Annotated in this window: 15 protein-coding genes and 1 tRNA gene; 12 read left to right on the forward strand and 4 right to left on the reverse strand. The window is 44.4% G+C overall.

Features of this window, described 5'->3' with window-relative positions:
• The first annotated feature begins 54 nt into the window (after positions 1-54).
• From QUA70_RS01265 to cheB, 6 genes are all read left to right on the forward strand, one after another.
• Positions 55-1725 (forward strand): CheR family methyltransferase, encoded by a 1671-nt coding sequence (locus tag QUA70_RS01265; RefSeq protein ID WP_333327145.1) that lies wholly within the window; start codon positions 55-57, stop codon positions 1723-1725.
• 3 nt (positions 1726-1728) lie between these two features.
• Positions 1729-2859: a chemotaxis protein CheW gene (locus QUA70_RS01270; protein ID WP_333327143.1), complete on the forward strand. Its 1131-nt coding sequence runs from the start codon at positions 1729-1731 to the stop codon at positions 2857-2859.
• A gap of 258 nt (positions 2860-3117) precedes the next feature.
• Complete coding sequence (locus QUA70_RS01275) at positions 3118-4581, forward strand: methyl-accepting chemotaxis protein (protein ID WP_333327142.1); 1464 nt, start codon at positions 3118-3120, stop codon at positions 4579-4581.
• Between the two features lie 320 nt (positions 4582-4901).
• Positions 4902-5738 (forward strand): cache domain-containing protein, encoded by an 837-nt coding sequence (locus tag QUA70_RS01280; RefSeq protein ID WP_333327140.1) that lies wholly within the window; start codon positions 4902-4904, stop codon positions 5736-5738.
• Between the two features lie 73 nt (positions 5739-5811).
• Positions 5812-8316 carry a hybrid sensor histidine kinase/response regulator gene (locus QUA70_RS01285; protein ID WP_333327252.1) on the forward strand — a complete coding sequence of 835 codons (2505 nt, stop codon included), beginning with the start codon at positions 5812-5814 and terminating at the stop codon, positions 8314-8316.
• Positions 8317-8588: 272 nt separating this feature from the next.
• Positions 8589-9674 (forward strand): chemotaxis-specific protein-glutamate methyltransferase CheB, encoded by a 1086-nt coding sequence (cheB, locus tag QUA70_RS01290; protein WP_333344778.1) that lies wholly within the window; start codon positions 8589-8591, stop codon positions 9672-9674.
• Positions 9675-9818: 144 nt separating this feature from the next.
• Here cheB and QUA70_RS01295 read toward each other — a convergent pair whose 3' ends face one another.
• The gene (locus QUA70_RS01295) at positions 9819-10205 is read right to left on the reverse strand and encodes a response regulator (protein WP_015175702.1); all 387 of its coding nucleotides are present in this window, start codon (positions 10203-10205) and stop codon (positions 9819-9821) included.
• An 809-nt stretch (positions 10206-11014) separates the two neighbouring features.
• Between QUA70_RS01295 and QUA70_RS01300 the strand changes: the two genes are divergently transcribed.
• Both QUA70_RS01300 and QUA70_RS01305 read left to right on the forward strand, forming a co-directional pair.
• Complete coding sequence (locus QUA70_RS01300) at positions 11015-13753, forward strand: GAF domain-containing protein (RefSeq protein WP_333344780.1); 2739 nt, start codon at positions 11015-11017, stop codon at positions 13751-13753.
• 101 nt (positions 13754-13854) lie between these two features.
• Positions 13855-13926: transfer RNA gene (locus QUA70_RS01305), tRNA-Gln, on the forward strand.
• 351 nt (positions 13927-14277) lie between these two features.
• Here QUA70_RS01305 and QUA70_RS01310 read toward each other — a convergent pair.
• Complete coding sequence (locus tag QUA70_RS01310) at positions 14278-15780, reverse strand: serine hydrolase (protein ID WP_333327134.1); 1503 nt, start codon at positions 15778-15780, stop codon at positions 14278-14280.
• Positions 15781-15959: 179 nt separating this feature from the next.
• Between QUA70_RS01310 and QUA70_RS01315 the strand changes: the two genes are divergently transcribed.
• Positions 15960-17066 carry an N-acetylmuramoyl-L-alanine amidase-like domain-containing protein gene (locus tag QUA70_RS01315; RefSeq protein WP_333344784.1) on the forward strand — a complete coding sequence of 369 codons (1107 nt, stop codon included), beginning with the start codon at positions 15960-15962 and terminating at the stop codon, positions 17064-17066.
• A gap of 141 nt (positions 17067-17207) precedes the next feature.
• Here the strand turns inward: QUA70_RS01315 and QUA70_RS01320 are convergent, their stop codons facing one another.
• Together QUA70_RS01320 and QUA70_RS01325 are read right to left on the reverse strand one after the other, a co-directional pair.
• Positions 17208-18539, reverse strand: a complete 1332-nt coding sequence (locus tag QUA70_RS01320; RefSeq protein ID WP_333327249.1) for a D-alanyl-D-alanine carboxypeptidase — start codon at positions 18537-18539, stop codon at positions 17208-17210.
• A gap of 629 nt (positions 18540-19168) precedes the next feature.
• Positions 19169-19504: a ribbon-helix-helix domain-containing protein gene (locus tag QUA70_RS01325; protein WP_333327130.1), complete on the reverse strand. Its 336-nt coding sequence runs from the start codon at positions 19502-19504 to the stop codon at positions 19169-19171.
• Positions 19505-19597: 93 nt separating this feature from the next.
• On the opposite strand from QUA70_RS01325, the gene QUA70_RS01330 reads away from it, so the two are divergent.
• The 3 genes from QUA70_RS01330 to QUA70_RS01340 all read left to right on the forward strand — a co-directional run bounded on the left by QUA70_RS01330 (position 19598) and on the right by QUA70_RS01340 (position 21240).
• On the forward strand, positions 19598-19852 hold the full coding sequence (locus QUA70_RS01330; RefSeq protein WP_333327128.1) for a hypothetical protein: 255 nt from the start codon (positions 19598-19600) through the stop codon (positions 19850-19852).
• A gap of 219 nt (positions 19853-20071) precedes the next feature.
• Positions 20072-20587: an HNH endonuclease gene (locus QUA70_RS01335; RefSeq protein ID WP_333327126.1), complete on the forward strand. Its 516-nt coding sequence runs from the start codon at positions 20072-20074 to the stop codon at positions 20585-20587.
• Positions 20588-20841: 254 nt separating this feature from the next.
• Complete coding sequence (locus tag QUA70_RS01340) at positions 20842-21240, forward strand: alr0857 family protein (RefSeq protein ID WP_333327124.1); 399 nt, start codon at positions 20842-20844, stop codon at positions 21238-21240.
• Positions 21241-21272 lie beyond the last annotated feature (32 nt).

The following is a 21272-nucleotide window of genomic DNA, read 5'->3' on the forward strand; positions in this document are numbered from 1 at the left end:
GCTCAGTAAAAGTTGCCACTTCCCCAATTATTAAACGAATCTACCTGAGTTGACATGAATGATTCCATAATTCAGCTATTTATTAACTTAATTACTACTGAGATTGGAGTGCGAATCAGAACCCAAGATAGAGCGGGCTTGTCTCATAAAATCATCAGTCGAATGAGAGCCAGAAAAATCGCAGAAGCGGAAAAATATTATAAATTTTTAACCGACAAAACTTTTGAAAGTAAAAATGAATGGTCAGAATTAGTATTGCTATTAACAACAATTGAAAGTTATTTTATGCGAGATAAAGGACAATTTGCTCTGTTAAAAAGAGTAATTTTTCCTGAATTGATAGAGCATAAAAGAAACTTGCACAAGACCTTGGGAATGCAGCCGACATTGCGAATCTGGAGTGCGGGCTGCTCCACCGGTGAAGAACCTTATTCTTTAGCTATTGTTTTAAAACAGTTGATTCCCGATTGGGAACACTGGAAAATATTAATTTTAGGTACAGATATCAATGAAAAAGTAATCAAAAAAGCGCCCCAAGGAGTTTATAGTCATTGGTCGTTTCGCTTGGTTGAACCGCAGATACAAAAGCAGTATTTTCATCCGAGGCAAAATGATTGGGAAATTAATCTAGAATTGCGCCAAAGTGTCAACTTTAGCTGTGTAAATTTAATCACAGATGAGTTTCCTAATATTTACCAAAATATTTATAATCTAGACTTAATTTTGTGTAGAAACGTTTTTGTATATTTTGAACATAAGTATATTTCACTGGTACTGAAAAAATTTTCCAAGACCCTGAGACCTGGAGGATATTTAATGACTGGTCACGCTGAAGTTTTCGGTCAAATTATGAACGAGTTTCAACCCAAGATTTTCCCGGAGTCGGTGGTGTATCAGCGTCGGGATACAGTACCGGAGGAAGGCTCTCAAATAGAGTCTAGGATTGCAAGGGTAGGGGAAGCCAACTCGGCATTTAGGGACTTCCCGAAAGCAGATACTATGGGCGATGATAGTGGTGAGTTGCTAACAGGGGAAACGATGCCACCTAGTGTTACTACTAACAGCAATTTTTCCGAGATGCCGCCCGTATTAAACATAAGTAATCCGCTGGGGAAGATGCTGCCCTCTCGCTATCTGGAGGACGCATTGCCGAACAATGGCCTGTCAGTTACACAAAAAATAATAGCAGAAAATACTCAAAATAAAACTGCTCAAATACTCATTTTAGAGGCTAAAAAATTATTTAAAGCTCACGATTATGCTGAGGCAATCAACAAGGCACAAGAGGCAATAGACTTGCAGGGGCATAATTTTGATGCTTATTTTTTAATCGCTCAAGTTCAGGCAAATGCAGGCAATTATTCTCAGGCAATAGAATACTGTAATCGAGCTAGGAAAGTAGAGCCTGGATCAGTATATACTGATTATTTACAAGCTCAAATTGCTGAAGAACAGGGGCAATTGGAAACAGCAAAAAAATTATTAAAGAGGACTATTTATATGTGTCCATCTTTTATTTCAGCTTATATAGAACTAGGGAATATATACAATAAAGAAGGTCAAGTAAAAAGAGCTCTTAAAATGTACAATTCATCTTGTGAAATCCTGAAAGCACTACCGCCAAACACTCCCATAGATTCGCAGGGGAAAATGACAGCTAGTCAAGTGCTGATGAACGTAAAAAAAAAATTGTTAAGATTATACAGTAAAGAAACTGTATACTAAAATATGGAAACTAAACCGTATCTTATCTTTGAACAGAACGGTTTTCTCTGCGGTATAGAAGCCTGTTATGTTCGGGAAATTTTCTTTCTGCCGGAGTTGACAGCAATTGCAGAAGCACCTCAAGATATTGTTGGGGCGATCGACCTTCGGGGCGAAATTCTGCCCGTGATAGATCTGAATCTCCGTTTGGGATACGTTTGGCAGGAGTATTCTGTGACAGATAGTACGATCGTCATCGAGTGGCAAGAATTTAAAGTCGGTATAATTGTCAATCAAGTTCGCGAAGTTAAGGAACTCTCAGAAGATGCCATCACTCCGCAGCTATCTTACGGGCGAGAGAATTCAGAAGCCTCTCATCATTTTGTAGCGGGACTTGCCCGCTGCGAAGCCGATATTATCATGCTGCTGAATCTCGATCACTTAATTCGATATTCTCCCGAAAAGTCAGAGGAAAACTGGCCTGTTTCTCTAAGCAATGCAGGTAGTGAAGCAGCAGCTGATGAGGCAGAGACGGAAAATTTACACTCGCAAATAAGTACAAAATTGTTAGGCAAAAATCCTACAAATGTGAGCAATCGTCACGTTTTTTGCCCGCAGGCTACCCCCGAAGAAAAAGCAATTTTTCAATCGCGTGCTAATAATTTGAGGCGGCGAGGCGAGGGGGAAAATGATGCTGCAATTAATATTTCCCTGGCGGTGTTTGTTTTGAATGGCGAATACTTTGGTATTCCTTTGGATGTAGTGCGCGAATTTACTGATATTAACCAAGTAACTCCGGTTCCTTGCACTCCCGATCGCATAGTGGGAAATATAAATTTACGGGGAGAAATTGTGACGCTAATTGATATTCGCAGTGTTTTAAATATGTCTTTAAATATGTTGGAGACGGCAAATTATCTCTCTAAGGCGATCGTTGTTGAAGTTGGGGATTTTGTCACTGGTATAGTTGTTGACGAAATATTAGATATTATATACTTAAATGTGTCGGAAATTGCGGGTGTTCCGGCTGCACTGTATTCTGCCAACCGCGAATATCTACGGGGGACAGCTCTTTACGGGGACAAAATGATGGCTATTCTGAACTTGCAAAAACTTCTGACAAAAGGAGGATTAGTTGTTGATGAAGAGGTTTGAATCAAATCAAAAACAGGACTTACGCAAAGCCTATGTATCATGAGTTAAGTAAAGCATCTGGCTTGATACTTCATTTCCTTCGCAATCCTGATCCAACGCACAGCTCAGGACTGGTAAGGATCGGGACTCAGCATGAGAGAATTATCTTGAAATGCGTCCAGGACTAAAGAAGTTAGTTATACCCAATCCGCTTTTTAAGTGCTATTTGACTAAGAAATCTAATTCGTGTATGCACTTGCTTAAATTAAGGAAAAAAATATGTTTGCTAAAATAAACAACTTAAACATTAGAAACAAGATGCTGCTCGGATATCTAGCGCCAGCCGCTATATACTTAGGGTTTCCCGTAGTAGTTATCGCTACTACAAATCAGGTGTTTACAACTTTTCAAGAAACGGAAAGGGTACAGCACGTACTCGGAGAAACAACTAATATATCCCTAGGTGCGGAGCAAATGGTACGGGGGCTACGTGGGTATTTAATTAATAAAAATAATGATTTTTTAACGGATTTTCACACAGGTGCAGAGTTGGCTCAGCAGTCGGCGGATAATGTAGCGCCGACCGTTAAAGATCCCGAACAGAGAATTCGTTTGCAGAGGATGCAAAAGCTAGTCAAGCAATATTATGAGGGTTGTAACGAAGACATTGTTCGCTTAGTGCTGCAAAATCAGACAGCGACAGCCATCGCTGTATTTAATACAGGCAAGTACAAAAAGGTAGTGAATGAATTTTTGAAAGTGAACCGGGAATTTCGGGAAACAGAATTAAATCTGGTTAATCAAAAAACGAAAATGACGAAGGAAGCTTTAAGCTTTTTGGTATCGACGCTGCTGGTTGGTTCGGTGCTGTTAGTGCTGTTTGGTGCGGGTATGGCTGGGCGGATATCCTCAGGAATTGTTGCAACTATCGATCGGGCAATTAGCTCGATCGCCTCTTCTTCCACTGAGATTGCAGCCACCGTGGAAGAACAGGAACGCATGGCAAGTCAGCAAGCAGCTTCAGTAAATCAAACTACTATTACAATGGACGAATTGGGAGCATCTTCCAGGGCGACATCACAGCAAATCGAAACCGCCCTGGTTCAAGCAATGCAAGCCTTAAATTTAGCTGGAGGTGGCACAAAAGCTGTAGAACAAACTTTAGAAGCAATGGCAACTTTGAAAACTAAAGTTCAAGATATCCAAGGACAAATTATAGAGTTGAGCGAACAAACAGATCACATTGGTAATATCTCAACTTTAGTTAGCGATTTGGCGAATCAGACTAATATGTTAGCACTCAATGCTGCTGTTGAAGCAGTGCGGGCGGGAGAACACGGCAAGGGGTTTGGTGTCGTGGCGTCAGAAATTCGCAAACTTGCCGATCGCAGTAAAAAATCAGGAGTGCAAATTAATCTATTAGTTGCTGATATTCAAAGGGCGATTAACTCAACGGTAATGGTGACAGACGAAGGCACCAAAACAGTGGAATCGGGCGTGAATATTGCCTCAGAAACCGCAGTGGCATTTGCAGGAGTTACCAATGCCATTAACAATGTAGTTTTAAGTTCTCAGCAAATTTCGCTAAATGCCAAACAGCAATCGATCGCGATCGAACAGGTAGTGCAAGCTATGAACTCCCTCAATCAAGCCGCAGCCCAAACCGCTTGCGGTATCAGTCAAACTAAAGTCGGTACTCAAAAATTGAATGAAGCAGCCTTAGATTTGAAAGCAATTTTGTAGGAGATCAATGAATTATGAATAGTTACCAAAAAATGCCAAATATATCCTTAAGAATTAAAGCAATTGCTTTGGCGAGCTGCCGCGCTACAATTCCAGTGATATTAACTGGAGTAATAACTTTTTTGGGAACCAATCAGAACCTAATCTCAAATCAGCAGTGTAGTTGTTATTTGGGAGTTATTATTTTTTATTTACTACCAATTCACAATTCCCTATTCCCTATACTTCTGCTACGCGAGCGTACAATTTTGCAGTTCCTTATACTTAGACTATGCGATCGTACAAGTTACCAGTTACCAGTAACCAATTCCCAGTAACCAATGATTAACAATTTTTTCCCAAAAATGCAGCCTCGACTGCTGCTGCTCCTAATTTTAATTACCTTAACTCTAGTATCTATTTTTGGTTGGTATGGAACTTCTTCTTCAACAGAAGCACTGCAAAATTTAGCATTAATAACCCTTAGTGACAGTGTTAATTCCACCGCCAATCAAATGATTAACAAGTTTGAAAATCTGAGAGCCGATATTTTGTTTCTCCGCCAAACTCCCCCTGTTCTGGGAATTATTAGAACTCAAGAAGGAAATGGAGGAGACAAAAAAACTAATTCAACTTATAAAGAGTGGGTTGAGCGAATGCAAGTCACATTTTTGTCCATGATGGAAGCTAAGCCATATTATATGCAATTGCGTTACATATATCACAAAGGTAAGGATATCGTGCGCTTAGATTCTGACGGCACAAATATCAACGTTATTCCCGATTCTAAACTACAAAGTAAAGCAGACAGAGATTACTTTCTGGCGACTATGAAGCTACAACCAGGACAAGTCTATGTGTCTTCCTTAAATCTGAATCAGGAAGGCAGGAAAATAAAAATTCCTTACAAGCCAACAATTCGCTACGCAACTCCAATTTTTAATGCCAAAGGAGAAAGACAAAGCCTTTTGATTAGCAATGCTCTGGGTAGCACTCTTATCGATATGGTGAAAAATTTCACTTCTGAACTCTCCGACAAATCTTTTATCTTAAATCAAGATGGGTATTATCTGGCTCATCCCACCAATCCTAAAAAAGCCTGGGGAGTTGATCTAAAAACTCACGAAAAAATCAAAAAGGATTTTTCATCCGACATACTTGCTAAAGCAATCGACTGACTATTCAACATAATTATCATTACCACTTACCCATCAGCCCTGGTCAATTACCTATTACTCAAAAACATATATGATGATTGAAGATCAAGAACTTCGAGATGTATTTAAAGTCGCTAGTCAAGAACACTTACAGAAATTAGACGACGGATTGCTGTACTTAGACCAACATCCGAGCGACTTAGCTAAGTTAGAACAATTGTTGCGGGAAACCCATTCTCTTAAAGGTGATGCTGGGATGCTGGGAGTAAAAAATGTAGCATCTTTAGCTCATCAAATGGAGCATATTTTGGAAGGTGTCAAGCGGGGAGAAACTCAACTGAATTCGGATATTAGCGATCGACTTTCGCAAGGTTTAGATGCCATACGGAAACTCGTTAACGAAGCAGTTACCGGCGAAGATTCCGGCGTTAATACTTTTTACATCCTCGCTAACATGATGGGTGCTTCTAGTCAGCCACAGCCCCAGGCGGCCGCCTCAATAGTACATCATTCATCTTCACAAGTACCAGAACAACCGTTGGTAGAACCGCAATTTACTGAGCCTCCTACCCAAGAACTAGAAACAAATGTTGAAACTTCTGAAGTCCTTAACTTAGAGAAAAATTCCTCTTTTTTACCGCTACAATCCAAGCCAGAATTTCTACTGCAAGCTCAAAACTTGCCTGCACCTTCTGGGCCCGCCACTGCGTCGGCTTCGCAGTCGGCAGTTACTGCATCCTCAACCTCATCTTACCGCATTGAAACCATTCGCGTTGCTACTCAAAATTTAGACGATTTAATGACTCAAGCAGGGGAACTTACTGTCACAAAAACTCGGCTAGGACACCGAGTTGCAGAGATAGAACAAATTACAACTTTGTGGGAAGAGTGGAGCAGAGAATATTTTGTAACGAGCTTGAATGTTGATCGGATGCAAATAGATGAAAACGGTATTAAAGCCAACGGTAAATTTAGCCACTTGCAGGATTACTATCAACGTACAGAAAAACGTTTAGAACGTCTCGGAACTTTAGTCAACCGCTTGAGAAATCGAGTTTATGAAGATACTGCCAGACTCGAATTAATCGCTGAGGCATTAGAATCAGGAATTCGCACCCTGAGACTGCTGCCTTTGTCTACTATTTTTAATTTATTTCCTCGAACTGTACGAGACTTAGCGAAACGGGAAGGTAAAGAAGTTGCATTAGTGATTGAAGGAGGGGAAACTACAGCAGACAAACGCATTTTAGAGGAAATGAAAGACCCTTTAATGCACATGATTAGAAATGCGCTCGACCACGGTATTGAAACTGTTGAAGAGCGGGAAAAAATAGGTAAATCTCCCGTGGCTACTCTCCGAATTAAAGGCTACAAGGTTGCTAGCCATATTATTATTGAAGTTGCTGATGATGGCCGGGGACTAAATCTAGAGACCATCAAACAAACGGCTGTAAAACGTAATATTTATACGTTTGAACAACTGGCAGAAATGACCGATACTCAAGTCCAATGTTTAATTTTTACTCCGGGGTTTTCGACCAAAAAATTTGTTACTGAAGTCTCGGGCCGCGGGGTAGGTTTAGATGTAGTTCGCACTAATGTTGAAGCCCTAAAAGGTAGTATTCAAGTAGAGTCTTTGCCGGGAAAAGGATGCACTTTGAAACTGCAAATCAGCACGTCTTTAGCTACAGCAAATGTATTAATTGTAGTAGTTGAAGACATTCCTTATGCTCTGCCAGTAGAGTTTGTAGACACGGCAAAACAGGTGTCTCAGTCTGAGATATTTGCTATAGAAGGTAAGGAAACTATACTTTCAAACGGCCAGCCTCTGTCAGTTGCTCATCTGACAGATTTACTAGAAATAAACCAGAAACACCAGAAACAATGGTGGAACAAAAATCGGCACTTGAGACAGGGAACCAACAGCGAAATTCTTAGAAAAAGTCAAAAAGCATCCCTAAATTCAAATTTTTCAAAAATGCCTTGTATTGTTTTGAAAGTTGGGGAGGAAAGATTGGGATTATTTGTAGATGCTTTGATAGACGAACAGGATGTGGTGATGAAACCTCAAAGTCAATTGCTGAAACGGGTGCGAAATGTTTCGGGTGCCACAATTCTCGCTACTGGGGAAGTTTGTATGGTCCTCAATCCCCACGATTTGATAAAATCTGTACGCCAGCAAGTTTCGTCCCGTGGGCTTTCTGGTGCGCGATCGCAACTTGAGACTGCCAGCAGAAAACAAGTTATACTCTTAGCAGAAGACTCGATCGCCACGCGCACTCAAGAAAAGCGCATCCTGGAAGGTGCGGGTTACGAAGTTGTGACTGCGGTAGACGGATTGGATGCTTTCCATAAATTGAAAACTCGCGATTTTGATGCTTTGATTTCTGACGTACAAATGCCAAATTTAGATGGGTTAGCCCTGACTATTAAGATTCGCGAGCAGAAAGAATACAGTGAGTTGCCGATAATTTTAGTGACATCTTTGGCGTCGGATGAAGATAGAAAAAGAGGGGCTGATGCGGGGGCCAATGCTTATATTCCTAAAGGGACTTTCAATCAAGATGTGCTGGTAGAGACACTAAAAAGGTTAGTTTAGTCATGAGTCATGAGTCCTTGGTTATTAGGCATTTGTTATTTACTACCAATTAGCAAGGCCCAATACCCAGTGCCCAGTGCACAATTACCAGTGCATCGATGCCCAATGCCCAATACTTTGATTCTGCGGTTCCTGAGCGAGTTGTACTGAGCCTAGCCACTCGCTCTGCGCGGCTTGCCCGCTCCCGAACCCCAAGGGAAGTAAGTCGAAGGGCCTTACAAGTGCCCCATTTCCCATTCCCCATTTCCCATTCCCCATTTTCCAGCAAACAGATGTTATCGCCCATTAAACTATTGTTAGTTGAAGATTCTCCAGTAGTTACGCTCGTCCTCAAACGAATTTTTGATTCCTCGCCCGAAATCAAAGTTGTAGGAACCGCTTGCAATGGGTTAGAAGCACTAGAATTAATCCCGAAACTTCACCCCGAAGTAATCTGTACAGATTTGAACATGGCACCAATGAACGGATTAGAATTTACGAAAGAAGTAATGAAGAAATATCCGCTACCAATTTTAGTAATTAGTGCTTCAGTGCAAGCGAATGATACTCAGAATGTATTTCAAGTCTTAAAGGCTGGTGCATTGGATGTTTTTCCAAAACCGATTGGCGGCTTGGTATCAGATTACGATCGTCTAGCCAATCAATTAATAGCTAAAGTGAAAATCCTCTCAGGAGTTAAAGTATTTACACGGCATCAAAAAACGATGCCCCCAGAAGATAATAATCAAATTTTAAAAATCAACCAAGCACCAGTTGCTAATTACAAGTTTTCCAACGAAAATGTTAAATCTTCAACTATTAAAGTATTGGCTATAGGGGCTTCTACAGGCGGGCCGCAAGCGCTGTACGCGATTATTTCTAAACTTCCGGCTAGTTTTCCCGTGCCTATAATTTGTGTCCAGCACATCAGTGAAGGTTTTTTGCAAGGATTAGTTGATTGGCTAGGTAATGAATCGAAACTGCCTGTTAAGATAGCTTCTTTTGGGGAATTGCCACAAGCTGGGACTGTTTATTTTCCGCCAGAAAAACGTCATTTAGAATTGGACTCTCAAGGGCGATTTGTTTATTCAGAAGCTGCTCATGTCGCGGGACACTGCCCTTCTGTAACGGTGACATTTAAATCGGTAGCTAATTTTTATAATCGGGGGGCAGCGGGGGTTTTGCTGACAGGAATGGGTAGAGATGGTGCTGACGGAATGTTGGCTATCGCTAAACAGGGCGGTTTGACAATCGCCCAAGACGAAGCTAGCTGCATTGTCTTCGGAATGCCCAAGGAGGCGATCGCCCTCGGTGCCGCCCAATATGTTCTACCTGTCAGTGCGATCGCTCCCTTACTCCTGGCTAAATTAAAAATTTAGGACTTACCCCGCAAATAGTGCAGAATACCCCGATCCGCGACTTGTTAAAAAAATCGGGGATAAGAGAGCGCGATCGCAACTTTTTAGTTCATTAATTACTCGAATTCCTTCATTAATTACTCAAAACTGATTTTTTTATTCCGATTATTTGATTTTGATAAACTTACCAATTACCTCGCGCAACTTATCAGCATCAAACGGCTTAGTTAAATACTCTGTTGCTCCCGCCAAACGCCCCTGTACCTTATCAAAGGCTCCATCTCGCGCTGTCAGCATTACGATCGGCAAATTCTGAAACTGAGGCAAGCTGCGTACCGTGCGGCAGAGTTCCAATCCGTCAATACCAGGCATCGAAACATCCAGCAACAAAACAGAAATTTGTTCGTGATAAATCGTTGACAAAGCATCCACTGCATTGTCGGTTACGAGAACTCGAAACTCTTTGCTTAAGGCCTGTTTAACAAGTCCTTGCATCACGACGCTATCATCAACTGCCAAAATAGTTGGTACTTGACTGCTACTTGCAGACATATTCTTCTCCCTGTTTATTTATACTTCTTGAAAATACAAAACATACTTCATGGAGTTATTTTTTGAGAGTTGCCTCTACACAATAATTGTCAACCCCGTTGGAGCGTTAGTTGAAACTTACCCCTGTTTTTTTACCTCAAACTCGAAAAAAGAGATTGGGAGAGTGGTCGATCGGCAATTACAACATTTGCAAAATGTGCATCCGGGCCCAGAAACCCTAGAAGGTCGAGTTTGAGTAACGATTGTTACAAAGTTTAACATCTTACCAATCTTTTGTAATTCATCTCCTAACTGTAGTTAAACTCCAGGCTAAGGCACAGCTCGGTAAAGAACCCAGGTATTGTGGCACAAACACCTGATTTAAATCTACCAGCAAGCCAGCTACCCACGATTAGCCAAGTCTGTTAAAATACAATTAAACTGATAAAAAAATTCTAGGTAAGCAATAGTCATATATTTTGGAAAGCTGCTTCCTCCCAACAGAGGCTCTTAGATTTAGAGAGCCGGAGGTATTCAAAAGCATAGTCAACTGGAAGTAGAATTTATATAGTCTTAGATCTGGGGTGCTCTAACTCCGATAACTCAAAAGTTTCCAGATCACTCAAGAGGTTAGTCTGAATTCGGCGCAAGCAACCTGCGCCGAACTTGCGCCCAGAGTCTCCCAGCACAGAATTCATAGCTTGTTTTTCAAGGGAAGTATTGGGAAGGGCGGTTGCCAGCAACTAGACGGGCAGTTACACATGATGAAAGCACCCTTGCCTCTTGGTAAAAAAGTGTTCAAGCTCCATAACATTGACTTGTATCATCTTATGGGCTCTGCTCCAGACGCTTGCTTGGACAATTTGGTCGGTTTGGCAGCTCAGATCAGCCGAACTCCTATTGCTTTCTTGAGCTTGATTGACGGTAACCGTCACTGGTTGAAATCGCAATTAGGTATCGATCGAACTTTGGCCCACTGTTACCTGAATTTTTGCGCTCGCGCCCTGGATAAAATTCCCGAAGAGTTAGCAGTCGGCTCAAACTCAAACTCGGAATTTGACCTGGCAATCCCCCTGCAAAAACCGCCCGTTGCTCCCGAATCTGCGATCGAACTCTCTATAAAATCCTTTAAAGAACCGCCCGCCGCCATTGTCCTAGACGCTTCCACAGACGTGAGATTTGGCGAGCATCCCCTGACGGTTTTCTACCCCTTCGTGAAATTTTACGCCGGCATCCCCGTCATGACCTCAGATGGGCAGATGCTGGGAGTGCTATCGGTCATGGACTCAGTACCGAGAGACTTGACAAAAGAAACCATAGAAGCTCTCCAAGCTTTGAGTCGGCAAGTTGCGAGTTTGGTGGAGCTGCGCTGGCAATTAGTCAAAGCCCAGAAACAGTTGGCAGAGGCAGAAGATATCAGCTCGGACAGCGCGCAAATCTCGGAGTTAGTTTCTGGCTCGAACCCATCCAGCTTGTGTGCCGTACAGACGCCACAGAGCAGCAGGAGAATATACGGCACAAAAAAGCTCCCGACGATCGAGGAAACAGGCAAATCTCAATATTCGTGGGAAACTTCAGCGAGCATCGCGCGTGCAGACGATACCAAACAAATCCGAGAAATCGTTGTCGGCTCCGGGGACACATCTGAGCGCCAATTAACGGCCACGTCACTACAAGAGCGAGCTCGCTTGGGAGCTTTGCAAGCTAAAGTCGGTGCCGCCCTCGGACAAGGTGGGAAAATATCGCCCATCCTCAACCGCTGCACCGAGGCAATGGTAGATTACCTCGACGCCAAAGAGGCGACTATCTGGACGTTCAACCCACAGACAGAGCAGTTAGAATTGCAGGCCGATTCAGGACTCAGCACCGAAGGGTGGGAACGGGAAATAAAAGATTGGGTGCGAGCAGAACCGGGAAAACTCCAAACGGCTCCTGTATGCCTACTGTCAAACCCGTCTCTCTGCGCCATTGCCTATCCGCTGATAGTGGAGGAGCGGCTGGTGGGAGTGATGGCTCTGTGCAGTAGCGCTTTGGTAAGCGAGGGAGCGCTAGAAGTTCTGAGCTGCATGGCTAACGCCATAGCTGTGGCGATCGATCGCATCACGGCCCGAGAAGAATTGTTGAGCCGCCGGGAAGGCTTGCTGTTCGGCCTTGCCAGCCAGATGCGGAATTCCCTTGACCTCGACAAAATTTTAGAGACTGCTGTCAATGAAATTCGCAGCTTGTTGCAGGTTGACCAGTGCTACTTTTTGTGGTATTCCATCTCCCCAGACGGGCAGCCAACCTTTGCAATCACCCACGAAGCGGCAAATCCCCAACTGAAAGAGCGGCTTACAGAATACCCGATCGAACAAGTAACGCTGCTGGCCGAGAAAATTACCCACCGCCAAACGCTCCGGATCGGCGACGCGGCAACAGCACTCTGCATCGAACCACCCACGCGAGCTTTTTTGAGCAGTATCGGGATTGTTTCTAACCTCCTGCTGCCACTCAAGACTCGCTCCGGTCAAATGGGTGCTGTAGTTTGTAACCATTACAGCACCCACCGTTCCTGGGCGACGAGCGAAGTGGAGTTGCTGCAAGCGGTGGTTGATCAACTGGCGATCGCGATCGACCAAGCCGAACTATACGCCCAAACCCGGGCGGCAGCCTTAGCCGCTCAAACTCAAGCCCGCCAACTGACGGAAACTTTGCAGCAGTTGCAGCAGAAAGAAGCTCAGCTCATCCAAAACGAAAAAATGTCCTCTCTCGGTCTAATGGTCGCCGGCGTCGCCCACGAAATTAACAATCCGGTAAATTTTATTTACGGCAACTTGACTTATTGCAAGCAGTACATGAAAAATCTGCTGGATTTGCTGCACTTGTATCAAAAGCATTACCCGGAGCCTTGCCCCGAAATACTCGACAAAAACGAAGAAATCGATGTTGATTTCATAGTGCCGGATTTGCTGAAAATTTTGTCTTCAATAGAGATGGGAACTGAACGCATCCGCCAAATTGTCCTGTCTCTGCGGAACTTCGCGCGGCACGACGAAGCGGAGATGAAGCGGGTGGACGTTCACGAAGGGATTGACAGCACGCTGCTTATTTTGCAGAGCCGCTTAAAGTCAAACGGGTTAATACCGGAAATTGAGGTAATTAAAGACTACGGCAACTTGCCGAAGGTAGAGTGCTATCCCGGACAGCTCAACCAAGTATTTATGAATATTTTGGCGAATGCGATCGACTCTTTGGAAACTCAGCCCCCACCCAAGACGATCAAAATCTCGACGGCGGTGGTGGCCCCAAACTCGGAGGCTGGTGAGTCAGGAAAGTCGAGCCCTCAAGTTGTGGTGATTCGGATTCAAGACAGCGGGCCGGGATTGGCCGAAAAAGCTAAATGCCACTTGTTTGACCCTTTCTTTACCACTAAACCTGTGGGCAAGGGTACGGGGCTCGGCTTGTCTATCAGCTACCAGATTGTGGTGGAAAAACACGGAGGAAGCTTGAACTGTATCTCGAAACCGGGACAGGGAGCAGATTTCAGGATTGAAATCCCGGTAGCTCGCCCCCCTGCGATCAAAGAATAAACCTGCGGGCGATCGGTTCCAAAAACATTTTTTAAATTTTATTGTCAAAATGCTTGACAGATTCCAGTGTTTGAATGTTAAGATAGTGAAGGTTAAGACGTTGGGGCGTCGCCAAGTGGTAAGGCAGCTGGTTTTGGTCCAGCCATTCAGAGGTTCGAATCCTTTCGCCCCAGTTAAATTGTTTCCGGTCAATCGATTTTAGATTTTAGATTAAAGAATTGAAGCATTGACCCCACGGATAAATTCGGGGGCTTGCTTATCGGATACAGGTTTTTTATTTCTCCACGGATGAATCTGGGGACTTGTATCTTGGATGATGAAGGTCAATCAATTATTTAACTGATTGTTTGTAGTCTGCCCAAGGGCGACGAGAGAAGACCGACTTCATAGCTACAAACCTAATTAGGGCTTGCACACAGGGTATAAGAAACCGGTTTCTTTGGTCGGCAGTGGGGATTTGTGGCAGAAACCAGTTTTTTGCGTAAGTCCTCATACAAAATAGAGTGAACCGGCCCTACTCCATATCACTGCAAAGTGATGGGGCCACGAGCGTTTAGTTGATCGAAAACGTATCGGGAAATTGCCGGAAATGCTGTTTCGTCCTTGGAATAAGCCGGATCGTCTGCAAAAACAACTAAGATATAAATCGCGCGATCGTCTAAAGTTCTGACAAATGCCGCTTCGCTGCGGGATTTGGAAGTATAGCCTACTTTGGAACCAAAATAAATATTAGTTGGTAAAGATTCGCCGAGAAATCCTTGTATCGAATTGCTAGGGTCATTTTTCCATGCCTTGGGGTCTAAGTCTCTAGTCAGCAAGTAAGCCATTTTGCGACTGGCGACGCTGGAAACCGCTTGCCTAGTATAGATTTCATATATTAATCTGGCGGCTTGGTCGGTAGTTACTTGATTGCGAATTGGCTGGGAAGCATCGCCCCGCAATTGCAAGTCGCGACCGATTGGGCCTTCTTGCCTCAAATAGTATATGGGATAATTTTTGGTGCTTATACGAATATCATTGTAGCCTGCAGACTGGAAAAATGTGTTAATTTGAGTGCGCTTTTTCAGCCATGTTTGCAAGTCTTCTCCTGCAAGCCGTCCGCCGGATTTTGTATCTGTGATTTTGTCTAAAAGCCTGCTAGCAGCATCGTTGTTGGAGACGCGAATCATTTGATCGAGGTCGTTTTTAAAGGCAGATTCTCTTTGCGTAATGATGCCTTTTTCCATGGCTGAGTAAAAGGCTGCCATCCAAAATAACTTGGCAACGCTAGCGGGAAATCGGAGAGTTTGATTTTGATATCCGGCAAAGGTGTGAGTTTTGGAATTGCTGACATCAAATAAGGTAATTGATAGCCGTTCAGCAGGCAATCCTTTGCTGGTTGCAATCTTGACAGCTTCATCAACAATCCCTTGCAATTCTTGAGAGTAAACGGGATTGGGAGGTGTTTTGATGTTGTAGCTAAAGGTAGGCTCGCTTTGACGAGCAGCTAAATTTTCCGATGGTTCAATTGTCGGAGGTGAGAGTGCTTCTTGAGGCGAGACGGCCGGTTGAGCCAAGATGACTGGCGGTTCTGGGGGACGGCGAATTCTGAACGGTATTGTGACGACCCAAAAGAACGCGATCGCCCCGGCGATTAAACACAAAATGTTACGGTATTTTAGCCGAGAAAATTTCGTCCTCACTCGGCGACGAGATGGCACTGGGCCTTCGCTGCTTTGGCGTCGGCGTCCGACTGGGCGCTGGCTGCTTTGGCGTCGGGATTGGATTAGACCTGTTGCATGAATCTTTGCTCGCTCGGTCAACCGCAGATACCAGGCAGATGAACGCAGATTAACCCAGATAATTTCAAGAATTGAGAGCGACTTTTGCAAGAGGTCTATGGGGCGTCGGGTCTGGATTGGGCGACGAGATGGGACTCGGCGCTCGCTGCTTTGGCGTCGGGACTGGACTGGACGCTCGCTGCTTTGGCGTCGGGACTCGATTGGGCGTTGGGGCCCGATGGGGCGGCGTCGGCGTTCTACTTGCATTACAGTGTTGTGGTATCAAACTCGCACGATCAGTTTATAATAGGGCGGCATCTAAATGACAAGTGTATCGATCTAGTCCGCTGTTGCCAATTTTATCTGTCTACTAGGCTGATTGAGACTTCTAGTAATTGTAAAATTTTCAGGATAGCACTGAGTTGAAGCAAAATCCTTTGAAAAACATGAGAAATTTTTGGAGTCTGGCTGTTTTGGGATTTGCGATCGTCGGCGTGAATAATTCTTTGATACCTGATGTTTGGGCATTTCAGTCTCAATCTGCTACGGGATATGTTGTTGAGCGACAAACAGCCGGACAGGGCGCGGATGTAGCGTTTTCCTTGACGGGAGAAAGCGAAAATCTGGAAGTAACAAACAAGCAAACTGTTTCCAGTTTTCCGAGTATGTTGTGGGACTTCAACAATTTAGCGGAAATTTCCTATTCCGAATTGCTGAAGATGCTGGCGAGACGATCGGACTCAAATGATACGGAGACAGAAACCGCTGCACAACCCGAAGACATAGCACGTTTTGAAAAGGTTGTACAGTATGCAAAACAACAAAATTTGCACGATCGCACGATCGGAGAAATCGTCCAGGCGATCGCCGATAATTTCCAAGGATTGCCCTACGCCGAGGGTTTGCTGGACAAATCCGGCGAAGAAAAGTTGATTGTAACTTTGAATAAATTTGATTGTGTTTTATTTGTCGAAACTGTTTTGGCTATCGCCAGGGGCGTAGCAGTACAAGATTACGACTACCAAAATTTTGTAAATCGCATAGAAGAACAGCGGTATTTAAACGGTAAAATCAACGGTTATTGTAGCAGATTGCACTATTTTTCCGAATGGATTAACGACAATCAAAAACGGCAAACTGTGGAAAATATCACCGCTGAATTAGGTGGAATTCCCATGAATAAAACACTAAATTTCATGAGTCAGCACCGCAGCAGTTACCCGCAAATTGTCAAAGACGAAGCAACTTATCAGTGCATAGTCAGCCAAGAAGCAGACTTAGCCAAAACTACTGTTAATTACATCCCGACAAATCAGATAAAAAGTGTTTATTCTCAGTTAAAACCAGGGGATATTGTAGCGGTAGCCACGGATGTTAAAGGATTGGATGTCACCCACACGGGTTTAGTTTATCGGAATGCTGACGGGAACCTCGGTTTAATTCACGCTTCGCCGGCTGGGGAGGTGACAGTTGCTTACGACTTGCACAGATATATTAGGAGAGTCGAAAGTGCGATCGGCATAGTAGTCGCTAGGGCGAAAACCCCTAATTAAATTGGTTTGTACTCCTAGGGTGCATCAGCTTGCATTATTTTAGCTGAAAATTTAAAATTTCTGTGCTGACGCACCCTAAACACTCTGTTGTGGGGTGGGCTTCTAGCCCGCCCGAAATATACAAATTAAATGCACAACAGTTTATTGAACAATTTCGCTGCGAGATACCTTACTACTTCTAGCAGGATTTGGCGTTAATTCGGGCGGCGAAACTTGAACACTTCCCCACTCATTCAAAAAGCTTTTCAGTAAAACCTCTTGCTGAGTGCGAAATGTCTCGACATTTGCCCCGCGATTCATAATCACAAACCACACTGTTTCTTGTTTTTGAGTGGGCAGGGCTCCGCCCAAAGCGCTAACATTATCCAACGTGCCAGATTTGATTACTGCTAATTGGGGAAGCGGCCGTTCTGATAGTATTCCTTTATCTTTCCCAACTACAGTTAAGACATCCGCAACTGTCATGCTGTAAGGTTGAAGATAGCGTTCTAAAGCTATAAACAACGCGCAAGCAGCCCGGGGAGAAATGCGATTTTCTTCGCTCAATCCCGAACCGTTGACGAGTTGAATTTCTGCGGGCGGAACTCCGGTTGCTGCTGCTGCTTTTTGTGCGACTGTTTTAGCGCCGCCGACAGTATCCGCTAGCATATCTGCCATGAGATTGTTGCTGTACTGATTCATTTTTTTGAGCAGTTCAGCAAGGGGCAAAGAATAATGTTTGACTAAAGGCTGCACGTCATTGGGAGATGCTGGCAAAACTTGTACAGTACCATCAATTGCTATTTGGGGTTTTGGCGTATTGGGAGGCAGGGTTTCATACTGGGCGGCGGCTTCGCTGGACCAGATTTGACTATTCAATCCTTGTTTGAGCAATTCTCCCGATTTGATGGGATCAAGTTCAAAGTTCATGTAAAACTTATCGACAATTATCAAACTGCCAGTGACTCGCTTGATCCCTTTTTGATTTAAGGCGTTACCGAGGGCGATCGCCTCTTCCCAAACAAACAACGGATCGGCGCTTCCCTGAACGATTAAATCGCCTTTTAATACGCCGTTTTCTATTTTTCCCGTTGTACCAATTAAGGTGATAAATTGATGTTCTGGCCCGAATTGTTGCAGCGCTACCAGAGATGTTGCTACTTTGGTAATAGAAGCGGCTGACAGAGGAACTGTACCTTGATGATTGGCTAACAAAGTATTGCCCGATTGCATCCAGATGCCTTGGTCTTCTTTGGCATAACCTTGTGCTGTTAAGCCGTTGAGATATTGCTGGATTTTGGTATTTGTGGCGGTTTCTGGATTGCTAACAGAGACTATTAAGGGCTGAGTCTGACTTGGTTTAACTGGGGGGGGAGAAGATTCAGCTACAGGAGAGGGAGATGCAAGTTGAGGTGATTCAGTCGCTGCACATCCGGCAATAATGGTGAGAAGGGCGATCGAACTGGCAGCAGTCAAGTAGCGGTTTTTCAGCATTACTTTAATTTTTTTCATCAAATGTACGATCGTCTGTTCGGCACGCCCGATGGAAAGTTTAACATTAACACGCGCGTTTTGGAGCATTCGGCTCTGCGTTACCAGAATCCCGAACCGCTCACATTAGCTATCTTCTTCTCCATCTTTCTTCGTGATCTTCGCGTCTTCGTGGTTCGTTAAATAAATATTGTTTAAATACTGCGGGATTTTATACCAATAGCCCGGACTGTTTTTAGTTCCTAGTCTGAAACCCTGGATTTTCCGTTGGTAGCTCACATCTTGCATCATTCTCAAGAACAGGCAAGATGCCTGTTCCACAACAAGTGCAATTTCTTGTGGGGTGGGCATCCTGCCCGCCCATAAAAAGCTTATTGAAAATGGTGCAAGATGTCAGTTGGTAGCTCGATTGCGACTCGCCTTGAAACCCTTATTCTACGGTTGGTAATCAAAAACTGTTTGAAGTATTGTTATACCAGTTCCCAAAAACAATGCAACTCTAGGCAAGCTCCCAACCCTTATCTTATAAGCCATTCCCAAATCTAAAATCTAAAATCTAAAATAGTATGATCTTCAGCGCCTGGGGCCTTCACCCCAGGCCGATCGCTCTCACAAATTTTCGGTAAACTGGTTTATCCAGCCATACTCCCCATACTCAGCGGCACCATCTCGCCGTGAATCGTCAGGCCTAATAACATCGGCCCGCCCGGTCGGATCAACTCTCCTGTAAGCGCGCAGCGTTCCTCCTGCTGTGCTGTGGCATTAATGCTAGCTCGAATATCCGATCGAGAAAACATCTGGCGATACTCTCCAGACTTCTGCTGCACGTAATTCCAGAGCAAATCTCGAATCAAAGCTTGATAGCCTTGATTGCCTGCGAGCTCTTTAAGTCTCTCCTTGAGTTCTTTTTCCAGTCGAATGCTGGTGACTTCCATTTCGGTGGTTGAGGTTCTAGGTAGGGTATGCATAATTTTTTCTCCGTGACGGGTGGACATATGTGTAATATCAGTGTAGTATGTTTACAGCTAGATTGAAAGCCTCTTAACCACCTTCTGCCGACAGTGAAATTTCTCCCCACCTACTCCACCTATCAACTGAAGTGCGATCGCCCCTGGGGTCGCTCCGAGTCGTTATGGCACGTCTTTAGCACGGGTTTTGCGACAGTCGCAGCGACCTCGTGGGCGGGCCGGGGCTTAAATAAACCCGGTTATAGTGGATTAGGACAAATAGCAGAAATTCATTACAACGAGGTAGACCACGACGGTCTGCAAGTGGCACAGCCATATCGAGAGACGCGAAGCGGGAGGTACAGCTAAACGACTGTACCAACACAGGATGAAAATTTGCCTTTAGCAGTTTTTCTAGCCCCCGCTTCTAAGTAAGAGAAGCGGGGGCATTTGATTGGATATTTGAAAAATTCGATCGGCTTGGGGAACTGGGAAAAAAACAGATGTAGCCACTGCTGACGAAGCAAGCAAAATTCAAAATTCAAAATCTAACATCTAAAATCCAAAATTGATGAGGAGGAGCAAGCCGTGACCGTAGTAACTGATGTATTGAGGCAATCTGTGGTGGTGTTTTCTCAGAATTACCTACCAATGAGCCGTGTCAACATCAAACGGGCGATCGTACTTTTGGTAACAGGCAAGGCTGAACCTCTTGATTTTAGCATTGGCAACGGCTGGCTGGTGCGATCGCCCAGCAGCAGCATCCACGTACCCGAACAAATCCGCTTAACTTTTGGTAACAGGGAACGGCTTTGGAAAGTGCCGCCGGTCAATCGCCGGGAAGTTCTGCGCCGCGACGTTCATTCTTGCCAATACTGCGGTAGCAATCGGCATTTGACGCTGGATCACGTGATGCCTCGATCGAAGGGAGGCCCGCATACTTGGGACAACGTGGTGACTGCTTGCGAACGGTGCAACTCTCGTAAGGGCGATCGAACTCCCATAGAAGCCGGAATGACTCTGCGAACTAAGCCGAAAGCCCCCATACACCCCACTGTTGCTTTTGCCGAACTTTTTTGGCACGAATACCAAATAGGGGAATAGGGCATGGGGGATAGGGCATGGGGTATGGGGCATGGGCAGAACAGGTAATTGGTAATTGGTAATAGCTAATAGTTAATAGCTAATTAAGTCCTGTAATTGAAAAGGATTTTAGGCCGGAATAGCAAACTTTTCATTCCGACCTATCCAATGCCCGATGCCCAATTCCCAATTCCCAATTCCCAATTCCCAATTCCCGATTACCAATTTTCAATTACCAATTTTTAACTTTCAATTCCAAATTTAGGGCTGTCAATATGCTGAAGTTGACTTACACTGAAACGGGCTTTAACCTAGAGCGTTTGGCTCAATCTCCCGAACAGTTAGTGGCGCTGCGAGTTGTGCTGGCTATGCGAGTTGGTCAAAGCATCAGCGTCGAATCGAGCACTGCGGCATTTTTGCTGCCCGCGAATTTGCCAGCGCTGTCTCTGTTGGAATCTGAGGCCCGCCGAAACGACAACGATGCGATCGACCTTTGTGTTGCTGATGCTGAGTTTGTAGAAGTGACTCTGCGCGGTACGTGGATTTCTGGCGCGTCTGAGGGGGCTGATGGGGTGTTTGCGACGGTGTTGGGCGATCGGGCGGAGCTCTTGCTGCTCAAACTCTGGCTGGAAACTCAGGCTGCTGCGGAGGTTGTCGGGGAAGTCGGCGATTAATATCGGATGTGGAAGGAAGAGGGAAGAAGCAA

Origin of the sequence: Microcoleus sp. LAD1_D5 (assembly GCF_036702115.1) — a bacterium.
Lineage (GTDB): Bacteria > Cyanobacteriota > Cyanobacteriia > Cyanobacteriales > Microcoleaceae > Microcoleus.

Bases quoted from the DNA above. Each gene is read 5' to 3' on its own strand.
- QUA70_RS01280 (WP_333327140.1), top strand. From the start codon at position 4,902: ATGATTAACAATTTTTTCCCAAAAATGCAGCCTCGACTGCTGCTGCTC.
- QUA70_RS01270 (WP_333327143.1), top strand. From the start codon at position 1,729: ATGGAAACTAAACCGTATCTTATCTTTGAACAGAACGGTTTTCTCTGC.
- QUA70_RS01310 (WP_333327134.1), bottom strand. From the start codon at position 15,780: ATGCAAGTAGAACGCCGACGCCGCCCCATCGGGCCCCAACGCCCAATC.
- QUA70_RS01300 (WP_333344780.1), top strand. From the start codon at position 11,015: ATGGGCTCTGCTCCAGACGCTTGCTTGGACAATTTGGTCGGTTTGGCA.
- QUA70_RS01285 (WP_333327252.1), top strand. From the start codon at position 5,812: ATGATTGAAGATCAAGAACTTCGAGATGTATTTAAAGTCGCTAGTCAA.
- QUA70_RS01320 (WP_333327249.1), bottom strand. From the start codon at position 18,539: ATGCTGAAAAACCGCTACTTGACTGCTGCCAGTTCGATCGCCCTTCTC.
- QUA70_RS01295 (WP_015175702.1), bottom strand. From the start codon at position 10,205: ATGTCTGCAAGTAGCAGTCAAGTACCAACTATTTTGGCAGTTGATGAT.
- QUA70_RS01275 (WP_333327142.1), top strand. From the start codon at position 3,118: ATGTTTGCTAAAATAAACAACTTAAACATTAGAAACAAGATGCTGCTC.
- QUA70_RS01265 (WP_333327145.1), top strand. From the start codon at position 55: ATGAATGATTCCATAATTCAGCTATTTATTAACTTAATTACTACTGAG.
- QUA70_RS01315 (WP_333344784.1), top strand. From the start codon at position 15,960: ATGAGAAATTTTTGGAGTCTGGCTGTTTTGGGATTTGCGATCGTCGGC.
- QUA70_RS01325 (WP_333327130.1), bottom strand. From the start codon at position 19,504: ATGCATACCCTACCTAGAACCTCAACCACCGAAATGGAAGTCACCAGC.
- cheB (WP_333344778.1), top strand. From the start codon at position 8,589: ATGTTATCGCCCATTAAACTATTGTTAGTTGAAGATTCTCCAGTAGTT.
- QUA70_RS01340 (WP_333327124.1), top strand. From the start codon at position 20,842: ATGCTGAAGTTGACTTACACTGAAACGGGCTTTAACCTAGAGCGTTTG.